15 protein-coding genes and 1 tRNA gene are annotated in these 15,225 nt (G+C 55.7%); 9 read left to right on the top strand and 7 right to left on the bottom strand.

Annotation, left to right across the window (positions count from 1 at the left end; translation table 11 throughout):
• Nucleotides 1-113 precede the first annotated feature (113 nt).
• From tmk to CQ018_RS19425, 3 genes are read left to right on the top strand one after another with little or no spacing between them, the layout of a single operon-like run.
• Nucleotides 114-794 (top strand): dTMP kinase, encoded by a 681-nt coding sequence (gene tmk / locus CQ018_RS19435; protein WP_258142788.1) that lies wholly within the window; start codon nucleotides 114-116, stop codon nucleotides 792-794.
• On the top strand, nucleotides 791-1,939 hold the full coding sequence (locus CQ018_RS19430; RefSeq protein ID WP_105551665.1) for a DNA polymerase III subunit delta': 1,149 nt from the start codon (nucleotides 791-793) through the stop codon (nucleotides 1,937-1,939). The genes tmk and CQ018_RS19430 overlap by 4 nt, the downstream gene beginning before the upstream one ends.
• 49 nt (nucleotides 1,940-1,988) lie before the next feature.
• Nucleotides 1,989-3,560, top strand: a complete 1,572-nt coding sequence (locus tag CQ018_RS19425) for an alpha/beta hydrolase (protein ID WP_105551664.1) — start codon at nucleotides 1,989-1,991, stop codon at nucleotides 3,558-3,560.
• 72 nt (nucleotides 3,561-3,632) lie between these two features.
• Here the strand turns inward: CQ018_RS19425 and CQ018_RS19420 are convergent, their stop codons facing one another.
• Nucleotides 3,633-4,307, bottom strand: coding sequence for a TetR/AcrR family transcriptional regulator (locus CQ018_RS19420; RefSeq protein ID WP_105551663.1), 675 nt, complete (start codon nucleotides 4,305-4,307; stop codon nucleotides 3,633-3,635).
• An 87-nt stretch (nucleotides 4,308-4,394) separates the two neighbouring features.
• Here CQ018_RS19420 and CQ018_RS19415 point away from each other — a divergent pair, with 87 nt between their 5' ends.
• The 4 genes from CQ018_RS19415 to CQ018_RS19400 all read left to right on the top strand — a co-directional run bounded on the left by CQ018_RS19415 (nucleotide 4,395) and on the right by CQ018_RS19400 (nucleotide 7,261).
• Nucleotides 4,395-5,822: an MFS transporter gene (locus CQ018_RS19415; RefSeq protein WP_105551662.1), complete on the top strand. Its 1,428-nt coding sequence runs from the start codon at nucleotides 4,395-4,397 to the stop codon at nucleotides 5,820-5,822.
• 104 nt (nucleotides 5,823-5,926) lie between these two features.
• A tRNA-Thr gene (locus CQ018_RS19410) sits at nucleotides 5,927-5,999 on the top strand.
• Between the two features lie 178 nt (nucleotides 6,000-6,177).
• Entirely contained in the window at nucleotides 6,178-6,681 is a 504-nt protein-coding gene (locus CQ018_RS19405; RefSeq protein WP_105551661.1) for a MepB family protein, read from the top strand.
• A gap of 10 nt (nucleotides 6,682-6,691) precedes the next feature.
• Complete coding sequence (locus CQ018_RS19400) at nucleotides 6,692-7,261, top strand: GNAT family N-acetyltransferase (RefSeq protein WP_105551660.1); 570 nt, start codon at nucleotides 6,692-6,694, stop codon at nucleotides 7,259-7,261.
• 81 nt (nucleotides 7,262-7,342) lie between these two features.
• Here the strand turns inward: CQ018_RS19400 and CQ018_RS19395 are convergent, their stop codons facing one another.
• Nucleotides 7,343-8,188 (bottom strand): aldo/keto reductase, encoded by an 846-nt coding sequence (locus CQ018_RS19395; RefSeq protein ID WP_105551659.1) that lies wholly within the window; start codon nucleotides 8,186-8,188, stop codon nucleotides 7,343-7,345.
• Between the two features lie 169 nt (nucleotides 8,189-8,357).
• Between CQ018_RS19395 and CQ018_RS19390 the strand changes: the two genes are divergently transcribed.
• Complete coding sequence (locus CQ018_RS19390; RefSeq protein ID WP_219844093.1) at nucleotides 8,358-8,885, top strand: RNA polymerase sigma factor; 528 nt, start codon at nucleotides 8,358-8,360, stop codon at nucleotides 8,883-8,885.
• The gene (locus tag CQ018_RS19385) at nucleotides 8,882-10,054 is read left to right on the top strand and encodes a hypothetical protein (RefSeq protein WP_105551657.1); all 1,173 of its coding nucleotides are present in this window, start codon (nucleotides 8,882-8,884) and stop codon (nucleotides 10,052-10,054) included. The genes CQ018_RS19390 and CQ018_RS19385 overlap by 4 nt, the downstream gene beginning before the upstream one ends.
• 71 nt (nucleotides 10,055-10,125) lie before the next feature.
• Here the strand turns inward: CQ018_RS19385 and CQ018_RS19380 are convergent, their stop codons facing one another.
• From CQ018_RS19380 to CQ018_RS19360, 5 genes are all read right to left on the bottom strand, one after another.
• Nucleotides 10,126-10,593: a hypothetical protein gene (locus CQ018_RS19380; RefSeq protein WP_105551656.1), complete on the bottom strand. Its 468-nt coding sequence runs from the start codon at nucleotides 10,591-10,593 to the stop codon at nucleotides 10,126-10,128.
• Nucleotides 10,594-10,682: 89 nt separating this feature from the next.
• Nucleotides 10,683-11,399, bottom strand: a complete 717-nt coding sequence (locus tag CQ018_RS19375; RefSeq protein WP_105551655.1) for a proteasome activator — start codon at nucleotides 11,397-11,399, stop codon at nucleotides 10,683-10,685.
• 155 nt (nucleotides 11,400-11,554) lie between these two features.
• On the bottom strand, nucleotides 11,555-11,803 hold the full coding sequence (locus CQ018_RS19370; protein ID WP_105551654.1) for a YbdD/YjiX family protein: 249 nt from the start codon (nucleotides 11,801-11,803) through the stop codon (nucleotides 11,555-11,557).
• A 2-nt stretch (nucleotides 11,804-11,805) separates the two neighbouring features.
• A complete protein-coding gene (locus CQ018_RS19365) occupies nucleotides 11,806-14,049 on the bottom strand; it encodes a carbon starvation CstA family protein (RefSeq protein WP_105551653.1) in 2,244 nt (747 codons plus the stop codon).
• A gap of 118 nt (nucleotides 14,050-14,167) precedes the next feature.
• A complete protein-coding gene (locus CQ018_RS19360; protein ID WP_105551652.1) occupies nucleotides 14,168-15,145 on the bottom strand; it encodes an NAD(P)H-quinone oxidoreductase in 978 nt (325 codons plus the stop codon).
• Between the last annotated feature and the right edge of the window lie 80 nt (nucleotides 15,146-15,225).

Raw genomic sequence — 15,225 nt, 5'->3', positions numbered from 1 at the left:
GCCCTCACGGCTCCGAAGCTGGATGACGATCGGGGCTCTCTTATGACGACCCCCGATGCCGTCGTGGTGGGGACTCCCCCGCGTGTACCTGCTTTGACGATAGGCTAGGGAACGTGAGTTTGACGCAGCAGAACCCCAAAACAGCAGGCCGCTTCATCGTATTTGAAGGCGGTGATGGTGCCGGTAAATCTACCCAGGCAGCACTATTGTGCGAGGCGCTGCGCAAAAATGGCCACCAAGTGCTGCAAACCCGCGAACCCGGGGGCACCGAGATTGGTGAGAAGTTACGCTCATTGGTCCTCGACCATGGCCAAGGAACCGTCGATGCGCGTACCGAGGCGCTGATGTATGCAGCGGCACGCGCGGCCCACGTGGAACAGGTCATCCGTCCTGCCCTTGATGGCGGAACCATGGTCATCTGCGACCGCTTCGTCGACTCCTCCCTTGCTTATCAGGGAGTGGGGCGTGCACTTGGCGAAGATGCTGTGCGTTCCATTAATGAGTTTGCTACAGGTGGGCTGCGCCCCGATCTTACGGTCCTGCTTGATGTCACCCCGATCGCCGGACGTTCGCGCCGTACCGTCGGTGCCGATGGGGCATCCGTTGCCGAAGACAGGCTGGAATCCGAACCCGATGAATTCCATTCACGCATTCGCGACGCGTTCTTGCACTTTGCCAAGCGTGAACCCGCACGCTATCTAGTCCTCGATGCCTCACAAAGCATCGAAGAACTTGCTCGAGCCATTGCCTCAGCGCTCGGCCCCTTGCTTGTACCAGTTACGGAAACCCCGTGAGTGTTTGGGATGACCTGCCGGGTCAAGACAAAACCATTGCCGCGCTCACGCGCGCGGTCACCGAGGGCAACCCCTCACATGCCTGGCTCTTCACCGGCCCCCCAGGCTCCGGGCGCACCAATGCGGCGCGCGCCTTCGCCGCGGCGCTGCAATGCCAGGTAAAGGATCCGGGCGCTCGCGGTTGTGGGGTGTGCAAGGCCTGTGTGACGGTGCTTGCCGGCACGCACCCAGATGTTGCGCTGATAGCAACGGAGAAGGTCAATTATCAGATCGAAGATGTTCGTGAGCTCATTACCAAGGCTCAGGATCGACCGTCCACCGCCCCGTGGCGGGTGATCATCGTGGAGGACGCCGACCGGATGACCGAGCGCACCACCAATGTGCTGCTCAAGTCCATCGAGGAGCCTCCCCCGCACACCATTTGGATCTTGTGTGCGCCTTCGCCTGCAGATGTTTTGGTGACTATTCGTTCGCGGTGTCGTTCGGTCTCTCTTTCGGTGCCAACCCGGGAATCGGTTGCAAAACTTTTGGTCCGCCGCGATGGTCTTTCCGAGGCATTAGCGGAGTTTGCTTCACGGGTTTCCCAATCTCATATTGGGATTGCACGTCGTTTGGCTCGTGATGAGGATGCCAGGGTTCGTCGGGATCGCATAGTTCGTCTGCCCTTGCGCGTTCAGGGTGTCACCGCTGCCGTGATGGCGGCCGGAGACCTCGTTGAGCTTTCCACGGCAGAGGCAACAGCCGCATCCACCGAACGAGCAGAGGCCGAGGCAACCGCATTGCGAGCAACACTGGGCATTGCACAAGATGCTCCAGTTCCGTCTCAGCAGCGCAGCCAGTTCAAGGCACTCGAAGAAAACGCTAAGCGCCGTGCACGGCGCTCAACCCACGATGCGCTTGATCGCTCACTGATTGATCTCACAACGTTTTTCCGTGATGTTTTGGTGCTCCAGCTAGACTCTGGCACCGAATTAGTCAATGACTACTTATCCGAAGAGTTGCGTTCCTATGCTGCGGCCTCGCGTCCAGAGGCAACCATTGCCAAGATTGATGCAATTGCCGAGGCCCGCACCCGAATTGGTGCAAACGTTGCCCCACTCTTGGCAATAGAAGCGATGATGGTCGCCTTGCGACCAATAAAATAAATATTTCCTCAAAACCCACATACCACCTCGCTAGGAGACCCCCGAGCAGATGAGAGCTTTCCGCCGCCCGATGTCCTTGATTGCTGCCCTGGCTGGCGCGGTCCTGCTGCTTGGTGCATGCTCGGTCCAGGCGCCGGCAGAGCCTTCGGTTACCGTCACCCAAGAAAGCGCCAACGTACCAAGTACCAGCCCATCAGCTTCGGGTTCCTTGCCGAAACCCGGTGGCGTGCCTAAAGGTCTTGAAAAGTTCTACGCTCAAGAACTTAAATGGTCGGCCTGTGGTGGGGTTCTTCAGTGCGCAGAACTCTCGGTTCCGATGGATTACTCCCACCCCGAGGGTCCAAGCATTAGCATTTCCATGAACAAACGTCCCGGAAAGAACGTCAAGGGATCGCTACTGCTTAACCCCGGGGGGCCTGGTGCCTCCGGTCTTGAGTTTGTCAAGGACTCCGCGACAGTAATTCTTGGCCGCAATCTGCAGCGCAACTTCGACATCATTGGGTTTGACCCCCGTGGTGTTGGGTCTTCAACCCCTGTGAAGTGTGAAACTGCCGAGCAACAAGACGCCAGCCGCCAACTACCCGTAGATACCAGCACCGATGCCGGCCTTGCTCAGGCCCGAAAGCTCAGCGCCGAGTTTGCCGCGCAGTGTGCCGAGCGTACGGGAGATTCGCTAGGTTTCATTGATACCAAGTCCGCGGCACGCGATATCGATGTCATGCGCGCAGCACTTGGAGATCTGCAGCTGAACTACCTTGGATATTCCTACGGCACCTCGCTAGGGGCACACTATGCCCAGCTATTCCCACAGAATGTTGGGCGTTTAGTGCTTGATGGCGCAATAGATCCTTCGCTGAGCAACGACGAAATTACTTTGGGCCAGGCAGCAGGTTTTGAGGGTGAGGTTCGCGCCTACATGCAAAATTGCCTCGCTTCCGGTGACTGTCCGTTTACCGGAACTCTTGACGATGGTTTGAGCCAGCTACGTGATTTGCTGTCCCAGGTTGAGAAGGAGCCACTGGTAGCTTCTGATGGACGTACGGTACCGATCATCGACTTTGTCAATGGGTTCATCCTGCCGCTCTACGATGACGCCATGTGGCCAATGCTCAGTAGCGCGCTAAGTGATGTTATCGCCGGAGACGTCGACAACATCCAGTTCTTCTCCGATATTTCCGCGGGCCGTGAGGACGATGGAACCTACACCGGAAATACTCCAGCAGCATTCGTTTCCATTAACTGCTTGGATTATCCAATGGATGCAAGCGTCGGTGTTATGCGCGCCAATGCCGAGGAGCTTCTCAAGGCTTCGCCAACGCTTGGCAAATATTTGGCCTACGGTGCCGTGACTTGTGAAAGCTGGAAGTTCCCCCCGACTGGTAAGCCCGGAGTCATCACGGCAGCAGGGGCGCAACCAATCGTGGTTATTGGTACCACGGGCGATCCGGCAACACCTTACGAGTGGAGCGAAGCGCTCGCAGAGCAGCTTGAATCTGCTTCCCTGGTGACCTTTGAGGGACACGGCCATACGGCGTATGGCCGGTCCAATGAATGTGTCTCCAATGCGGTGGAATCCTATTTCCTTGAAGGCACGGTTCCCAGCGATGGCCTGACCTGCTAGGTCCGTTGCCAAACGTTTAGAAGGATATTTAGGGGCTGCATTCTTTTCTGCGGGCACCCACGCTACCGAGCTCTATCTTCCAGCATTGGTGCTGTTAATCTGCAACCACTCCTGCCAGCTCGACTTTTTACCTTCGGGCTCTATTCCAATGGTGGCCACCGCGCGAAGTCCGATCAGCACGTAATGAAGCTCGCGCAAGTGGATCTCGTTTGCGCGCTCTCTGCTTATCGCGAGGTTTGGACGCAGGTGAGTGAGCGTTAGTAGAAGGTCAGCCGGACCATAGTAGCTAGGGATTAGCCCTAGCTGGCGGTCGATTTCAAGCACTCTTTCTAGGGCGGTCGCCAGCTGGACCGAAAGCGCATCGATTTCCGGGGTGGTTTCCACATGCCTGCCAACCGTGGGAGCCAAGGGTACTGAAGCTTCCACGATCATACGACGCAGAAATAGCTCCATGGCCGATTCACGTTTCCCGCGCTCCCCTGCCGCCCGTGCACAGGCATCCGCGAGCTCAATCACGTGTTCAAGGGATCTCACACGGAGTTCATCAACCAAGGCCATCTTGCTGGGATAGCGCCTGTATATGCTCGCCACGCCAATTCCGGCGCGGGTGGCGATCTGCGACATTGGGGCACCCCACCCATACTCGAAGAATATTTCTCGAGCTGCGCGCAAGATTGAAACGTCGTTACTTTGGGCTTCGCGTTCACGTCCACGCAATGGGGATGTGGCGGGATTGGAAGTGGTCACAGCTACACGTTACCGGCGTTTCCTGTACACTCCTATCGGAACGAACCATTCCGTTCCGATTCAAACTTTTTAGAAACAAGGTCCCCGATGTCCACCTCGATATCCCAGTCCGCCCGTCCGCAAGGTGATGCGCCCGCACTACCGCCAGCAACGAGTCGCCTGCTGGTTCCCGCCCTAGCACTGGCTGTCCTGGCCTTCTCCATGATGCAAACCTTGTTGGTGCCAGCATTGCCGAGCTTCATGGTGGAATTTGATATCGATTCGGCGCTTGCCGGCTGGATCTTGACAAGCTTCCTACTCTGCGGCGCCGTAGCCGCACCTATTCTGGGCTCATTGGGTGACCGCTTTGGGCACCGAAAGATGCTGATTTTAACCTTGGCCATTTTCTTGGCAGGCAGCGTTATCACGATCCTGACCAATAGCTTCATGGTGCTACTGATTGGCCGGGTGTTGCAGGGCGCTAGTACCGCAACTTTCCCACTCGCACTAGCTATCGTGCGCCTGAACCTCTCTGGCGCACCACAACGCGCAGCATTCGGTTGGCTCAGCGGAGTCGTTGGCTTGGGAGCAGGTGTGGCGCTGGTGGTTGGCGGCCTAGTTCTTGAAGCATCTTCATGGCAGTGGCTATTTGTCACCGGTGCGTTCATGGGCGCGCTGGCCCTGATTTTGGTAATCATTGCTGTTCCCACTTCCGGACGCGGAAAGCCAGGTCGCACCGACTGGGCTGGTACCGCACTTCTGGTCGTCGGGCTAGTGTCCTTCCTACTAGCCATCTCCCAGGGCGGAAAATGGGGCTGGGCTTCGCTTGAAATCCTCGGCCTTTTCCTCCTAGGTGCCATCGCGCTTCTTTGCTTGGTGTTCGTTGAGTTGCGCACCGAGTCACCACTTATCGACATGCGAACACTGGCTCGACCAGCACTAGCGATCACCCATGGAATCTCGCTATTTATTGGCTTCATCCCCTACACCTTCTACATCGGCCTGCCAGTACTCCTGCAGTCTCCCGCAACTCCTGGCATCGGCCACGGATTCACCGTGACACAAACCGGTCTGGCGCTATTGCCCGGTGCACTTTTGGTCTTTTTCGGTGGGCGTTTCGCCCCGGCGCTCATCACTCGGTTAGGTGTTAAGGCAACAGCTTGTATTGCGCTTCTCATCATGGCAATCGGAAGCCTGGGCATTGCCCTCGCCCCGAACAACCTGGCAATGATCATTGGCTTCTTTGCAATCTTTGGCCTAGGAAACGGATTTGGCTTTACCGTGTTGGCCAACCTTGTAGCGCTAATGGCTCCGCAAGAAGAAATTGCGGCCGCTATGGGTGTGAACAGTGTTGTACGAACCGTTGGCTCGGCACTGGGAACACCCGTCGCTACCACCATCTTGGCTTCGGTTGCACTTTCGAATTCCGGGGCCGCCACCTTGAACTCCTATTCGGTACTTTTCATGGTTTCCGTGGCAACAAGTATCCTCGGCACGGTACTGGCTCTTACCTTGCGCATTAGTTCCCGTCGCTAACTGCAAGATAAAGGACGTTCCTGGGTTGGGTTTCAACACTCCGTTTTGACCGCTTCCCTCTCGTTCCTATAAAGTAGACGCTTGTGGTGTTATTACACTGCGGTGCCTCCTTAGCTCAGTTGGTAGAGCGTTTCACTCGTAATGAAAAGGTCGCCAGTTCGATTCTGGCAGGGGGCTCGGATCTAGCCCCGGGAAACCGGGGCTTTTTCGTGCCTAAGGGCGCCAACGGCGGCGTAACTGTAGCCATAACCGCTGCCCAGCTTAAGGTCCGACCTTCCACATCACGGAATGATCCAAATGAAGCTCGCGGTTGGTAGCCAATGACGTTCGGCTACGACCAGTTCAAGGAATCCTCATGCACCAGAATTATCCTTTCAGTGTAGGAATGCCTCGCGTCCTTGCCGAAGTCCTCGGTTCAAGCCAGCTTGCTGCTGGACGCACGGTTTCAGATTTTGCTCTCGATCCTAACCCTGAGGCCAGGGCCTACACGGGCTGCGAATTCTCGCTGACCAACGATTCGGGCAGCATCGCACGAATCGTATTTCGGTCAGCCAAGGTGACTCCAACCAAGGCCGGATTATTCGTCACGCTCTGGAAACGGGACTCAGCCGGGGTGACGCGTCCGTACACCGCTGCGGACTCCATCGATGAATTCTGGATCAGCGCCGAAACCGAACGTGGCTACGGGGTTTTCAGGTTCGCTGCTGACGCATTGGAGAACTTTGGCGTTCTAAGATCAACTAAGAAGCCCGGCAAACGGGGTTTTCGGCTCTACACACCGTGGGATGAAAATCTAAATTCGAGCGCCACCAAAGCGTGGGCATGGCAGCACAAATTCTTCACGGTCTTGGAACGATAGTCTGTAGCTCATGGAACGAATTTCCCTGTGCACAGCGAATCTTGAACTAATACCGCCAACCCCGGAAGATGAAGACGCTGTCTTCGCTGCTTGCCAGGATCCGGAAACCCAAAACTGGGTTCCGATCCCATCCCCCTATCTTCGTGAACACGCTCATGAATCAGTCACCACGCACAGCATCACAACGTGGGAAGAGGATACCGAGTACACCTGGACCATTCGGGCCGACGGTACGTTGGCCGGCATCGTGGGACTTTACCGAGTGGCCAATGGTTCGGCAGATCTGGGGTTCTGGATGGTTCCCGATTTTCGTGGCAAGGGCTTGCTTACCGAGGCCTGCAACGCAGTAATTGAATTCGCTTTCAGCAAGGCACCGCAGGGGCTGGGAATTGTGCGTCTTGGCTGGAACGCGTACGCCGGAAACTTTGGTTCGGCCAGAGTCGCCCAGAAACTTGGCTTCCATTTTGAGGGAACCGCACGACTGGGTTCAGCATTGCGCGGAGAACTACGTGATGACTGGGGTGCAAGCCTGTTGGCAAGTGATGAACGTAGCGAAAGCCATTGGCCGATTCTCGCTTAATGCCCTCGAACAAAATGTAGTGGCAGTGCAAGTTCCCTTACCCGGAACTTGCACTGCCACTACATTTCTTAAGCAAAGAATTTAGGCGAAGTCACTCACTGCCGGATCCGCGGCAATGCGGCCTTCTACGCCCTTATCCAACGCATTGATTGCTTCAACATCTGTAGCCTCCAGCTTCACGCCGAGACCCGCGTAGTTCTCAACGATGCGCGATGGGGTTACCGATTTAGGAATCACCACGTTGCCAACTGCCAGATGCCAGGCGATAACAACTTGCGCAACCGAAGCACTGTGCTTTTCGGCAATTGTCACGAGCGCCGGATCAGAAAGCAATTCACTACCTTGGCCCAACGGGGACCACGACTGGTGCAAGATGCCCTTGGATGCTTCAAATTCGCGCAGCGCTGTCTGCGGGAAGTACGGGTGAGTCTCAACCTGATTAATCACTGGAAGCACACCGGTGGCCTCTTCGAGTTCGGCGAGCGCTTCGATGGTGAAGTTGCAGACGCCGATGGACTTTACACGACCGGATTTCTGCAGCTCAATCAGGGCTTTCCAAGTATCCACGTATTTGCCCTGCTTGGGCTGAAGCCAGTGGATCAGGTAGAGGTCTAGGTATTCGAGTCCCAGACGTTCCATGGAGGCATCGAAGGCTGCGAGTGTTGCGTCGTAGCCCTGGTCCGCGTTCCAGACCTTGGTGGTGATGAACATGTCTTCGCGTGGGACATCGCTTGCGGCAATGGCGCGACCTACGCCTTCTTCGTTGCCGTAAATGCGTGCCGTATCGATGTGACGGTATCCTGCGGCAAAGGCCTGCTGGACGACATCGGCTGCCACGGTGTCTTCGACTTTCCATACGCCGTAGCCCAGCTGCGGGATGGTATTGCCGTCGTGGAATGTCAGTGTTGGGGAAACAAGGTTGGTCATGCTTTTATCCTGCCACCGCTAACTGTGAGCGCTGGCACGTTTGGGCAGCTATCAGCGGTAGGCGAAATATTGAGCAACCATTTCAGGGTTGTTTTGAGTTTGATGAATAAATCTTTCTCCTTCGTGTAACACTCGTGCACTTTTTGACCATAGAGGGAGTATGGATCAAATGATGATGCCTCCGTCTCCAGGGTTGGCGCCCGAGGAACGTTTTGCCGCGGTGCATGCCGCATGCCATGACACCGTTTACAGGTACCTGGCCCGGCGGATCATTCCGGCGCATCTTGCCGAAGACCTTACCGGCGAAGTATTCATGATCGTGTGGGAAAAGGTACGGGCAGGTTCTGAACCTGAAATCGCCTATGTGGTGGGCATTGCAAGGAATTTGCTGCGTAACGCCTACAAGGCGTCAGCCAAGGCGTCAAAGCTACGGTTGGCACTTGCCCAAGAACATCTACGGCCAACGGTTGACAATCCCCTGGTGGCCAGCGCGTTGACGGCTCTGAAGGAGAACGAGCGGGAGCTTCTCTTGCTTAGCTACTGGGATAGCTTCAGCTCCGAAGAGATCGCCGTGATCCTTGGATCCAGCCCCGGGGCTGTTCGAGTGCGCCTGCACCGGGCCCGCAGATCATTTGCCGAGCACATTGGTTCATATCCACTGCGCAACAGTTCTTTAGGAGAGGCGACCCAATCATGAGTACACGTTCGCAGCAACCCCCAACTAACGAACTCGATCCAGTGGTCGAAAAGCTGCTGAAGTCTGCAGATCCCTTTGATGCGCTGCAGAACAACTTCATGGAACACAGCCGTTTACAAAGTTCGACGATTCCACGAGGGTCTTATGTACCGCCAATCTCTCAACTCACACACACGCACAAATCGGCGCCCAAGGCACGTGTCTGGGGAACCGTCTTTGCTTTGGCCGCATCCGCAGCAATCATTATGAGCCTGTCCGTGTTTGTCCCCTGGGGTGATGGGGCCCCATCTGCATCCTCACGGCCGCAGGTGGGCGGCACCCCAAGCAGTAGTGAATTCAATATCAATGACCCCGCCCAACTAGCGGCATTCCAAGCAACTGGGGGTAAGCGCATCACGGGATTTGTGCGAGCTGTGCTTCCCACCGATCCCCCCGAGCTTAGACACACCGGGTGGTTGATAAACACTTTCACTGTGGCTGGGACGGGTAAGACAGTTGATCACGCCGCGGGGCCTTGGGCTCCCATTGATTTATCCGGGCGTGATATTTCAAGGTTGGGCGGGGGCCCCGATGCTACCGATCTCGTAGTTGTTTTGACGAAGCAATCGGATTTGAGTGTAGTTGTACCACTTGCTGGACCGTACGGAATTATGGTCTCGGATCCACAAAAATTAGCTACAAGCACTCTTGGAGATTCATCGAGCCTTACGACGTTGGAGGGAAACCCCCTTGAAAATATCGATACACCATTCAACGGAGCAATACTTGCTCAATTTGCGAGGTTCGGGCTCAGCGATACCTTCGTTTCAATTCCCGCATCCAAACCAATTGTTTTCACGGCACAAGAATTCGATTCGTACACTGGTTCGGATGCTCAATCGTGTATCGCAGCAACAATTGGCTCACAAACTAAGATTCTGGCTTTTCCCGTGGGTGCCACTGCAGCAGCATCTATCGAAACAGAATGGTTGGATAAGGATCTGGTAGCGCACAGTCCACTACGCATCATGCCCAAGCATGGCTGGTTCATCGAGGGCGATGAGTCGACGTTCATCCTAGACACCGGAACAAAATCTGATGCAATGTTCAAGGCCTGGCCCACTGGGGAGGCCGGTGCCTGCGGTGGATTGACAGGTGAAATCATCAACTTCGCTGGGCGAAGCAAGTAGTTATCAAACAATCAGTAGTGGTGCTGTTCGGGGGAAAATCCTTCGAACAGCACCACTACTCGGTACGTGAATTAGTCGTGCATTTGCTGGTGCTTAGCCATCTCGGCTTCGGCAGCGCTGATCCCTGTGGCTACAAGGTCTGCACGCATCGCAACATTTTCTAGCCCAGCGGAGGCGTATCCCCAACGTTCACCATCGAGTCGAGCCATGGCGGCGACCTGCGAGGTTGTTGCTAGATCGTTTGCGGCCTTGGATAGGTAGCGGTGTACCGCATAGAGCTCGTGTGGAACGTTGTCCCCGGTGCTGGGGCTCGTCGCTTGCGCGGCAACACACACGGCCCGGACGCGGTCTTGTAGCTCGGCTAAGTGGTTGGCAATCATGATCAATGCGTTGTGCAGATCATCATCTTCAATGCCCTCAAGAACTTGGTGGACACGGTCCAGCGAACGCCCAAACCTGTCGTGGGCGCGACGCCAAACCCCGTCACCAAGTTCCTTGGCATCACGGCGTGCTGCACGTGCGGTGGAGAACAACCCCATCTGCGTCTTTACCCTTGCTTCTTACCTTAGGCTTCAAGGCGCCATGCCTTGGCGGTTAGTCGACCGCTTTCATTAGCAATCCAAGTGTATTAGAGGTATTGGCCGAATCCATTATTTCCATCGGAGGTCTGTTGAGTTTCAGAACCCTCTGCATTAGGCGCGTTTTGTGGACCTGGTCCACTCATGCGTTCGGGTTCGCCTTGTTCGTTGATGACAATTCCCGGGGCTACCTGGGTGCCCGGTGGCAGCTGACGCATGGCCAAACGCTGCGCCATCTGTTGGTTAGCTAATTGCTGGGCCGCCATTGCTGCCTGCAAGCCGTGGAAGACGCCTTCTAGCCAGCCCACTAGTTGCGCCTGTGCCACACGGAGCTCTGCTGCGCTGGGAGTTTCTCCGTCCGCAAATGGCAAGCGGATCCTGTGCAATTCGGCCGCGAGTTCCGGGGACAGACCGGTTTCTAGTTCGTGAACCGAGCGTTCATGAATATCTGCCATGAGCGCACGAGCTTCCTCATCAAGCGGTGCCGAACGAACCTCGTCAAGCAGCTGCTTGATCATCCCGCCAATACGCATCAGCTTCCCCGGTTCGCCAACACCCATAATTTGCACCGCTTCGCTGGGTGCCCCGGGTGCCGGGGCAGGTTGACCCTCGGACTTAGGTGTACCTTGTCGTGGCAATCCCGCATTGGCAGCCAAGATGCTCTCACTATCAATCCCGGGAGCCTGCGGCCACGGTGGATTATTCGATGTTGATGACGAGTTTGTTGCCCCTCGGTCACCGGGAACCTTTTCGCTGTGCTCACTCATGGCACCATCCTGCCATGTTCATCTGCTCAGCGGACAGAGCATTACCCCAGAGTTGTTTTGGAAGGAGGAGGAAAAGGCCCTCCCCGAGATATGGGATCGAATGCATCTACCCAATATCTCGAGAAGGGAACCTCCTAATTATGTACCTATCATGCCTAGCAGCAACGACCCTGCGGGTTCATCTCCTGCCAGTCGTTGTAGTCGCGCCAAAAGTCCCGTTCATTCATCGGAGCAACACCGGGATAAGTGCGCGCCTGATGCTCTAAATACACACGATATTTATCAGCGCCAAGCACAGCCTCGAAGTATCGCACCAAGGATTTGGCACAGCTCCACAGCTTCAGGTTGCCCCGCAGAAACGAGGAAGTTCGAACCTGTGCAGCCTGCTTTGGCGTTGAGCTCATGGCTAGTGTCCACCCCTAATCACTTGGTGTTCCACGGGAACTTGCTTCCAAGCCGCCTCAAGCTCCTTTTCCGCGGGCGAGGTGATAATTCCACTCGGCGCAAAGAACTTAGATGGAACTTCCGGATCTTCGGTGTTGTTCCCACCATTGGGGTATGCCTTGATGGTTGCCACCACGGCGGTGAAGATCACGATGACCGAAAGTACCAGGAAGATGACCGAGAGCCAGCCCTGGACACCGGTGTTGCGCACCACTGCTTCCATGGCCTCAACGTTCTTGGCGGACCCGAAGCTGGTTTCCCCGCGTGCCAATGCGTCCCTGTAGAGATTGTGCTGAGCGAAGTACCCAACGGCAGGAACCGGGGAGAAAATCTTCAAGAATGATGCGTATACGGTGACCACTGTGGCAAAGGCCAAGGGTAGAACCACGATCCACAAGTACTTGAAATTTCCACGCTTGGCAACGATCGTCATGACAACTGCCAGCGCAATTGCCGCAAGCAACTGGTTGGAAATACCAAAGAGTGGGAAGAAGGTGTTAATTCCGCCCAGCGGGTCTGTAACGCCAAGTATCAGGATGTACCCCCACCCAGCGACCATGATCGCCGTACATGCCCAGGCCCCGGGACGCCATGAGGTGTCCTTGAATTTAGGAATGAAGTTGCCAATAGTGTCTTGGAGCATGAAGCGTGCAACACGGGTACCTGCATCAACGGCCGTGAGAATGAATAGTGCCTCGAACATGATGGCGAAGTGGTACCAGAAGCTCATCATCGCCGCTCCACCAAACCACTGCTGCATAATGTGTGCAATGCCCACGGCCAAGGTGGGCGCCCCACCGGTACGTGAAACAACCGATTCTTCACCAACACCAGCTGCCAAATCGGTCAGCATGCTTGGGGTTAGGTTTACCCCGGTCAGGCCCAGTGAGTTCACAAACGCCACCGCGCCCTCGACGGTACCGCCGGTTGCAGCTGCGGAGGAGTTCATCGCAAAGTAGATGCCCCGGTCAATCGAGATCGCTGCAACCAATGCCATGATCGCCACGAAGGATTCCATGAGCATGCCGCCATAACCCAAGAAGCGGGTCTGGCGTTCCTTCTCAACCATCTTTGGTGTGGTTCCCGAAGAGATCAGCGCGTGGAAGCCGGAGAGCGCTCCACAGGCAATGGTGACAAAAAGGAACGGGAACAGGTGCCCGGCAACAACCGGCCCCTTATCGGTGTTAGCAAATTCGGAAATCGCAGGAACAGAAATTTCCGGGCGGACCACGATAATGGCAACTGCCAACAAACCAATGACGCCAATCTTCATGAATGTTGAAAGGTAGTCGCGTGGGGCCAGCAAGAGCCATACCGGAAGCACAGCCGCAATAAAGCCGTAAATGATAATGAACCATGCAAGAGTGGTGCGATCCATGTGGAAGAACTCGGCTCCCCATGCGGATTCGGCAACCCATCGACCCGAAATGATTGCGAACATCAGCAGAACAAAACCGATGACAGAAATTTCCATGACCTTACCCGGGCGAATAAAGCGCAGGTAGATACCCATGAACAAGGCAATCGGGATGGTCAGGCCTACCGAGTACACACCCCAGGCAGATTCACCCAGCGCATTGACAACGACCAAGGCCAGGATGGCAACAATAATGACCATGATGGCCAGCGTTGCAATAAGTGCTGCGGTACCGCCAATGACACCGAGTTCTTCCCGGGCCATCTGGCCCAGCGAGCGTCCCCCACGGCGCATCGAGAAGAACATGACCAAGTAGTCTTGGACAGCACCGGCAAGCACCACGCCAATAATGATCCAAATGGTTCCCGGCAGGTAGCCCATCTGGGCCGCCAGAATCGGGCCCACCAACGGTCCGGCACCAGCGATCGCCGCAAAGTGATGGCCAAAGAGCACCCGGCGGTCGGTGGGCATGAAGTCGCGGCCATTGTTGTTGTATTCGGCCGGGGTCGCACGGAAATCATTGGGCTTGGCAAGCTTACGTTCAATGAATTTCGCGTAGAACCTGTAGGCGATCAGATAGGTACAGACAGCCGCGAAAACAAACCAAATGGCGTTGATGGTTTCACCACGGGAAAACGCGAGGAATGCCCAAGCAACTCCACCGAGCAATGCGATCGCAGCCCAAATGGCGATCTTGATCGGGGTCCACTTATTCTCTTCGGCCTCAATAACATCCGGGGCTACACCCGCTGGAGGTAATTGAGGTACCTCGGCTCTGTGCTGACTCATGGGGGTTCCTCTCACGATGACGGTTCAGGGTGGCGCGAGTTGTGAGCGCCAGCATCGCATGCAACAACGTGTGATATCAAGCGCTCACTGCCCACGCTAACCCATGAGAAAACCAAGATCAGGTCATTACGACGATTTTTCCCGTATGAGTCCCCGAATCGAAGTATTCGTGCGCCAAGCGGATATCCGTGAAGGAAAAACGACGATCTATTGCCAAATCTAACGTTCCATCTTCAAGTAGGGGCACTGCTCGTGCCGCTACTTCGGCAACAATGGCGCTCTTTTGAGCTGCCGGACGCGCTCGAAGCGTTGTCCCAATAACGCGAGCACGTTTGCCCATCAACAATCCGATATTCAGCTCTGCTCGCGCGCCGCCAATGAGCCCGATGATCACCAAGGTTCCATCCAGCGCCAGGGCCTTGATATTTGAATCAAGGTATTTGGCTCCAACAACATCAAGAATGACGTCAATGCCATTGCCTCCGGTTAGCGCCTTAGCACTGGAAACAAAATCTTCTTCACGATAGTTGATTCCGTGGTGTGCCCCCAGCGCGAGGCAATGAGCAATCTTCTCGGGGCTTGAGGCGGTGATAATAACGTTTGCTCCAGCTGCGACACATAACTGAATCGCCATGGATCCAATGCCTCCAGCCCCTCCGTGGATCAGCACATTTTGACCCGCAACAAGCTTTGCTTCAAGGAAAAGATTCGAAACGACAGTTGCAGCTACTTCCATAAATCCGGCAGCGTCCACCACATCGATGTGCTTTGGGATTTGCAGGGTGTGTCCGGCAGGGACCGCAACGTACTGGGCGTAGCCGCCGCCGGCAAGTAGCGCGCAAACCCGCTGCCCAATCAGACTTTCATCAGTACCTTGGCCCACAGCTTCCACAATTCCTGCAACTTCAAGCCCGGGAATGTCACTAGCGCCGGGAGGTGGCGGGTAAACACCAAGCCGTTGTTGGATATCGGCGCGATTCAGTCCGAAACCCGCGACCTTAACCAGCACCTCACCGGGTCCAGGGATCGGCATGGGCCGCTCAACTTCCATCAAGACGTCAACTCCACCGGCACCCTGGTACTCAATGGCACGCATGTTTGTCCTCTTTCGTTTGAATGCACCGCATAGCAACTCCCATGATTGCATCTTCGCAATTTTGACTCACCGAATCGCGA

This window comes from Arthrobacter sp. MYb227, from assembly GCF_002975435.1.
In the GTDB taxonomy this organism is placed as follows: Bacteria; Actinomycetota; Actinomycetes; order Actinomycetales; family Micrococcaceae; genus Paeniglutamicibacter.
This window is presented reverse-complemented; position numbering and strand designations above follow the sequence as displayed.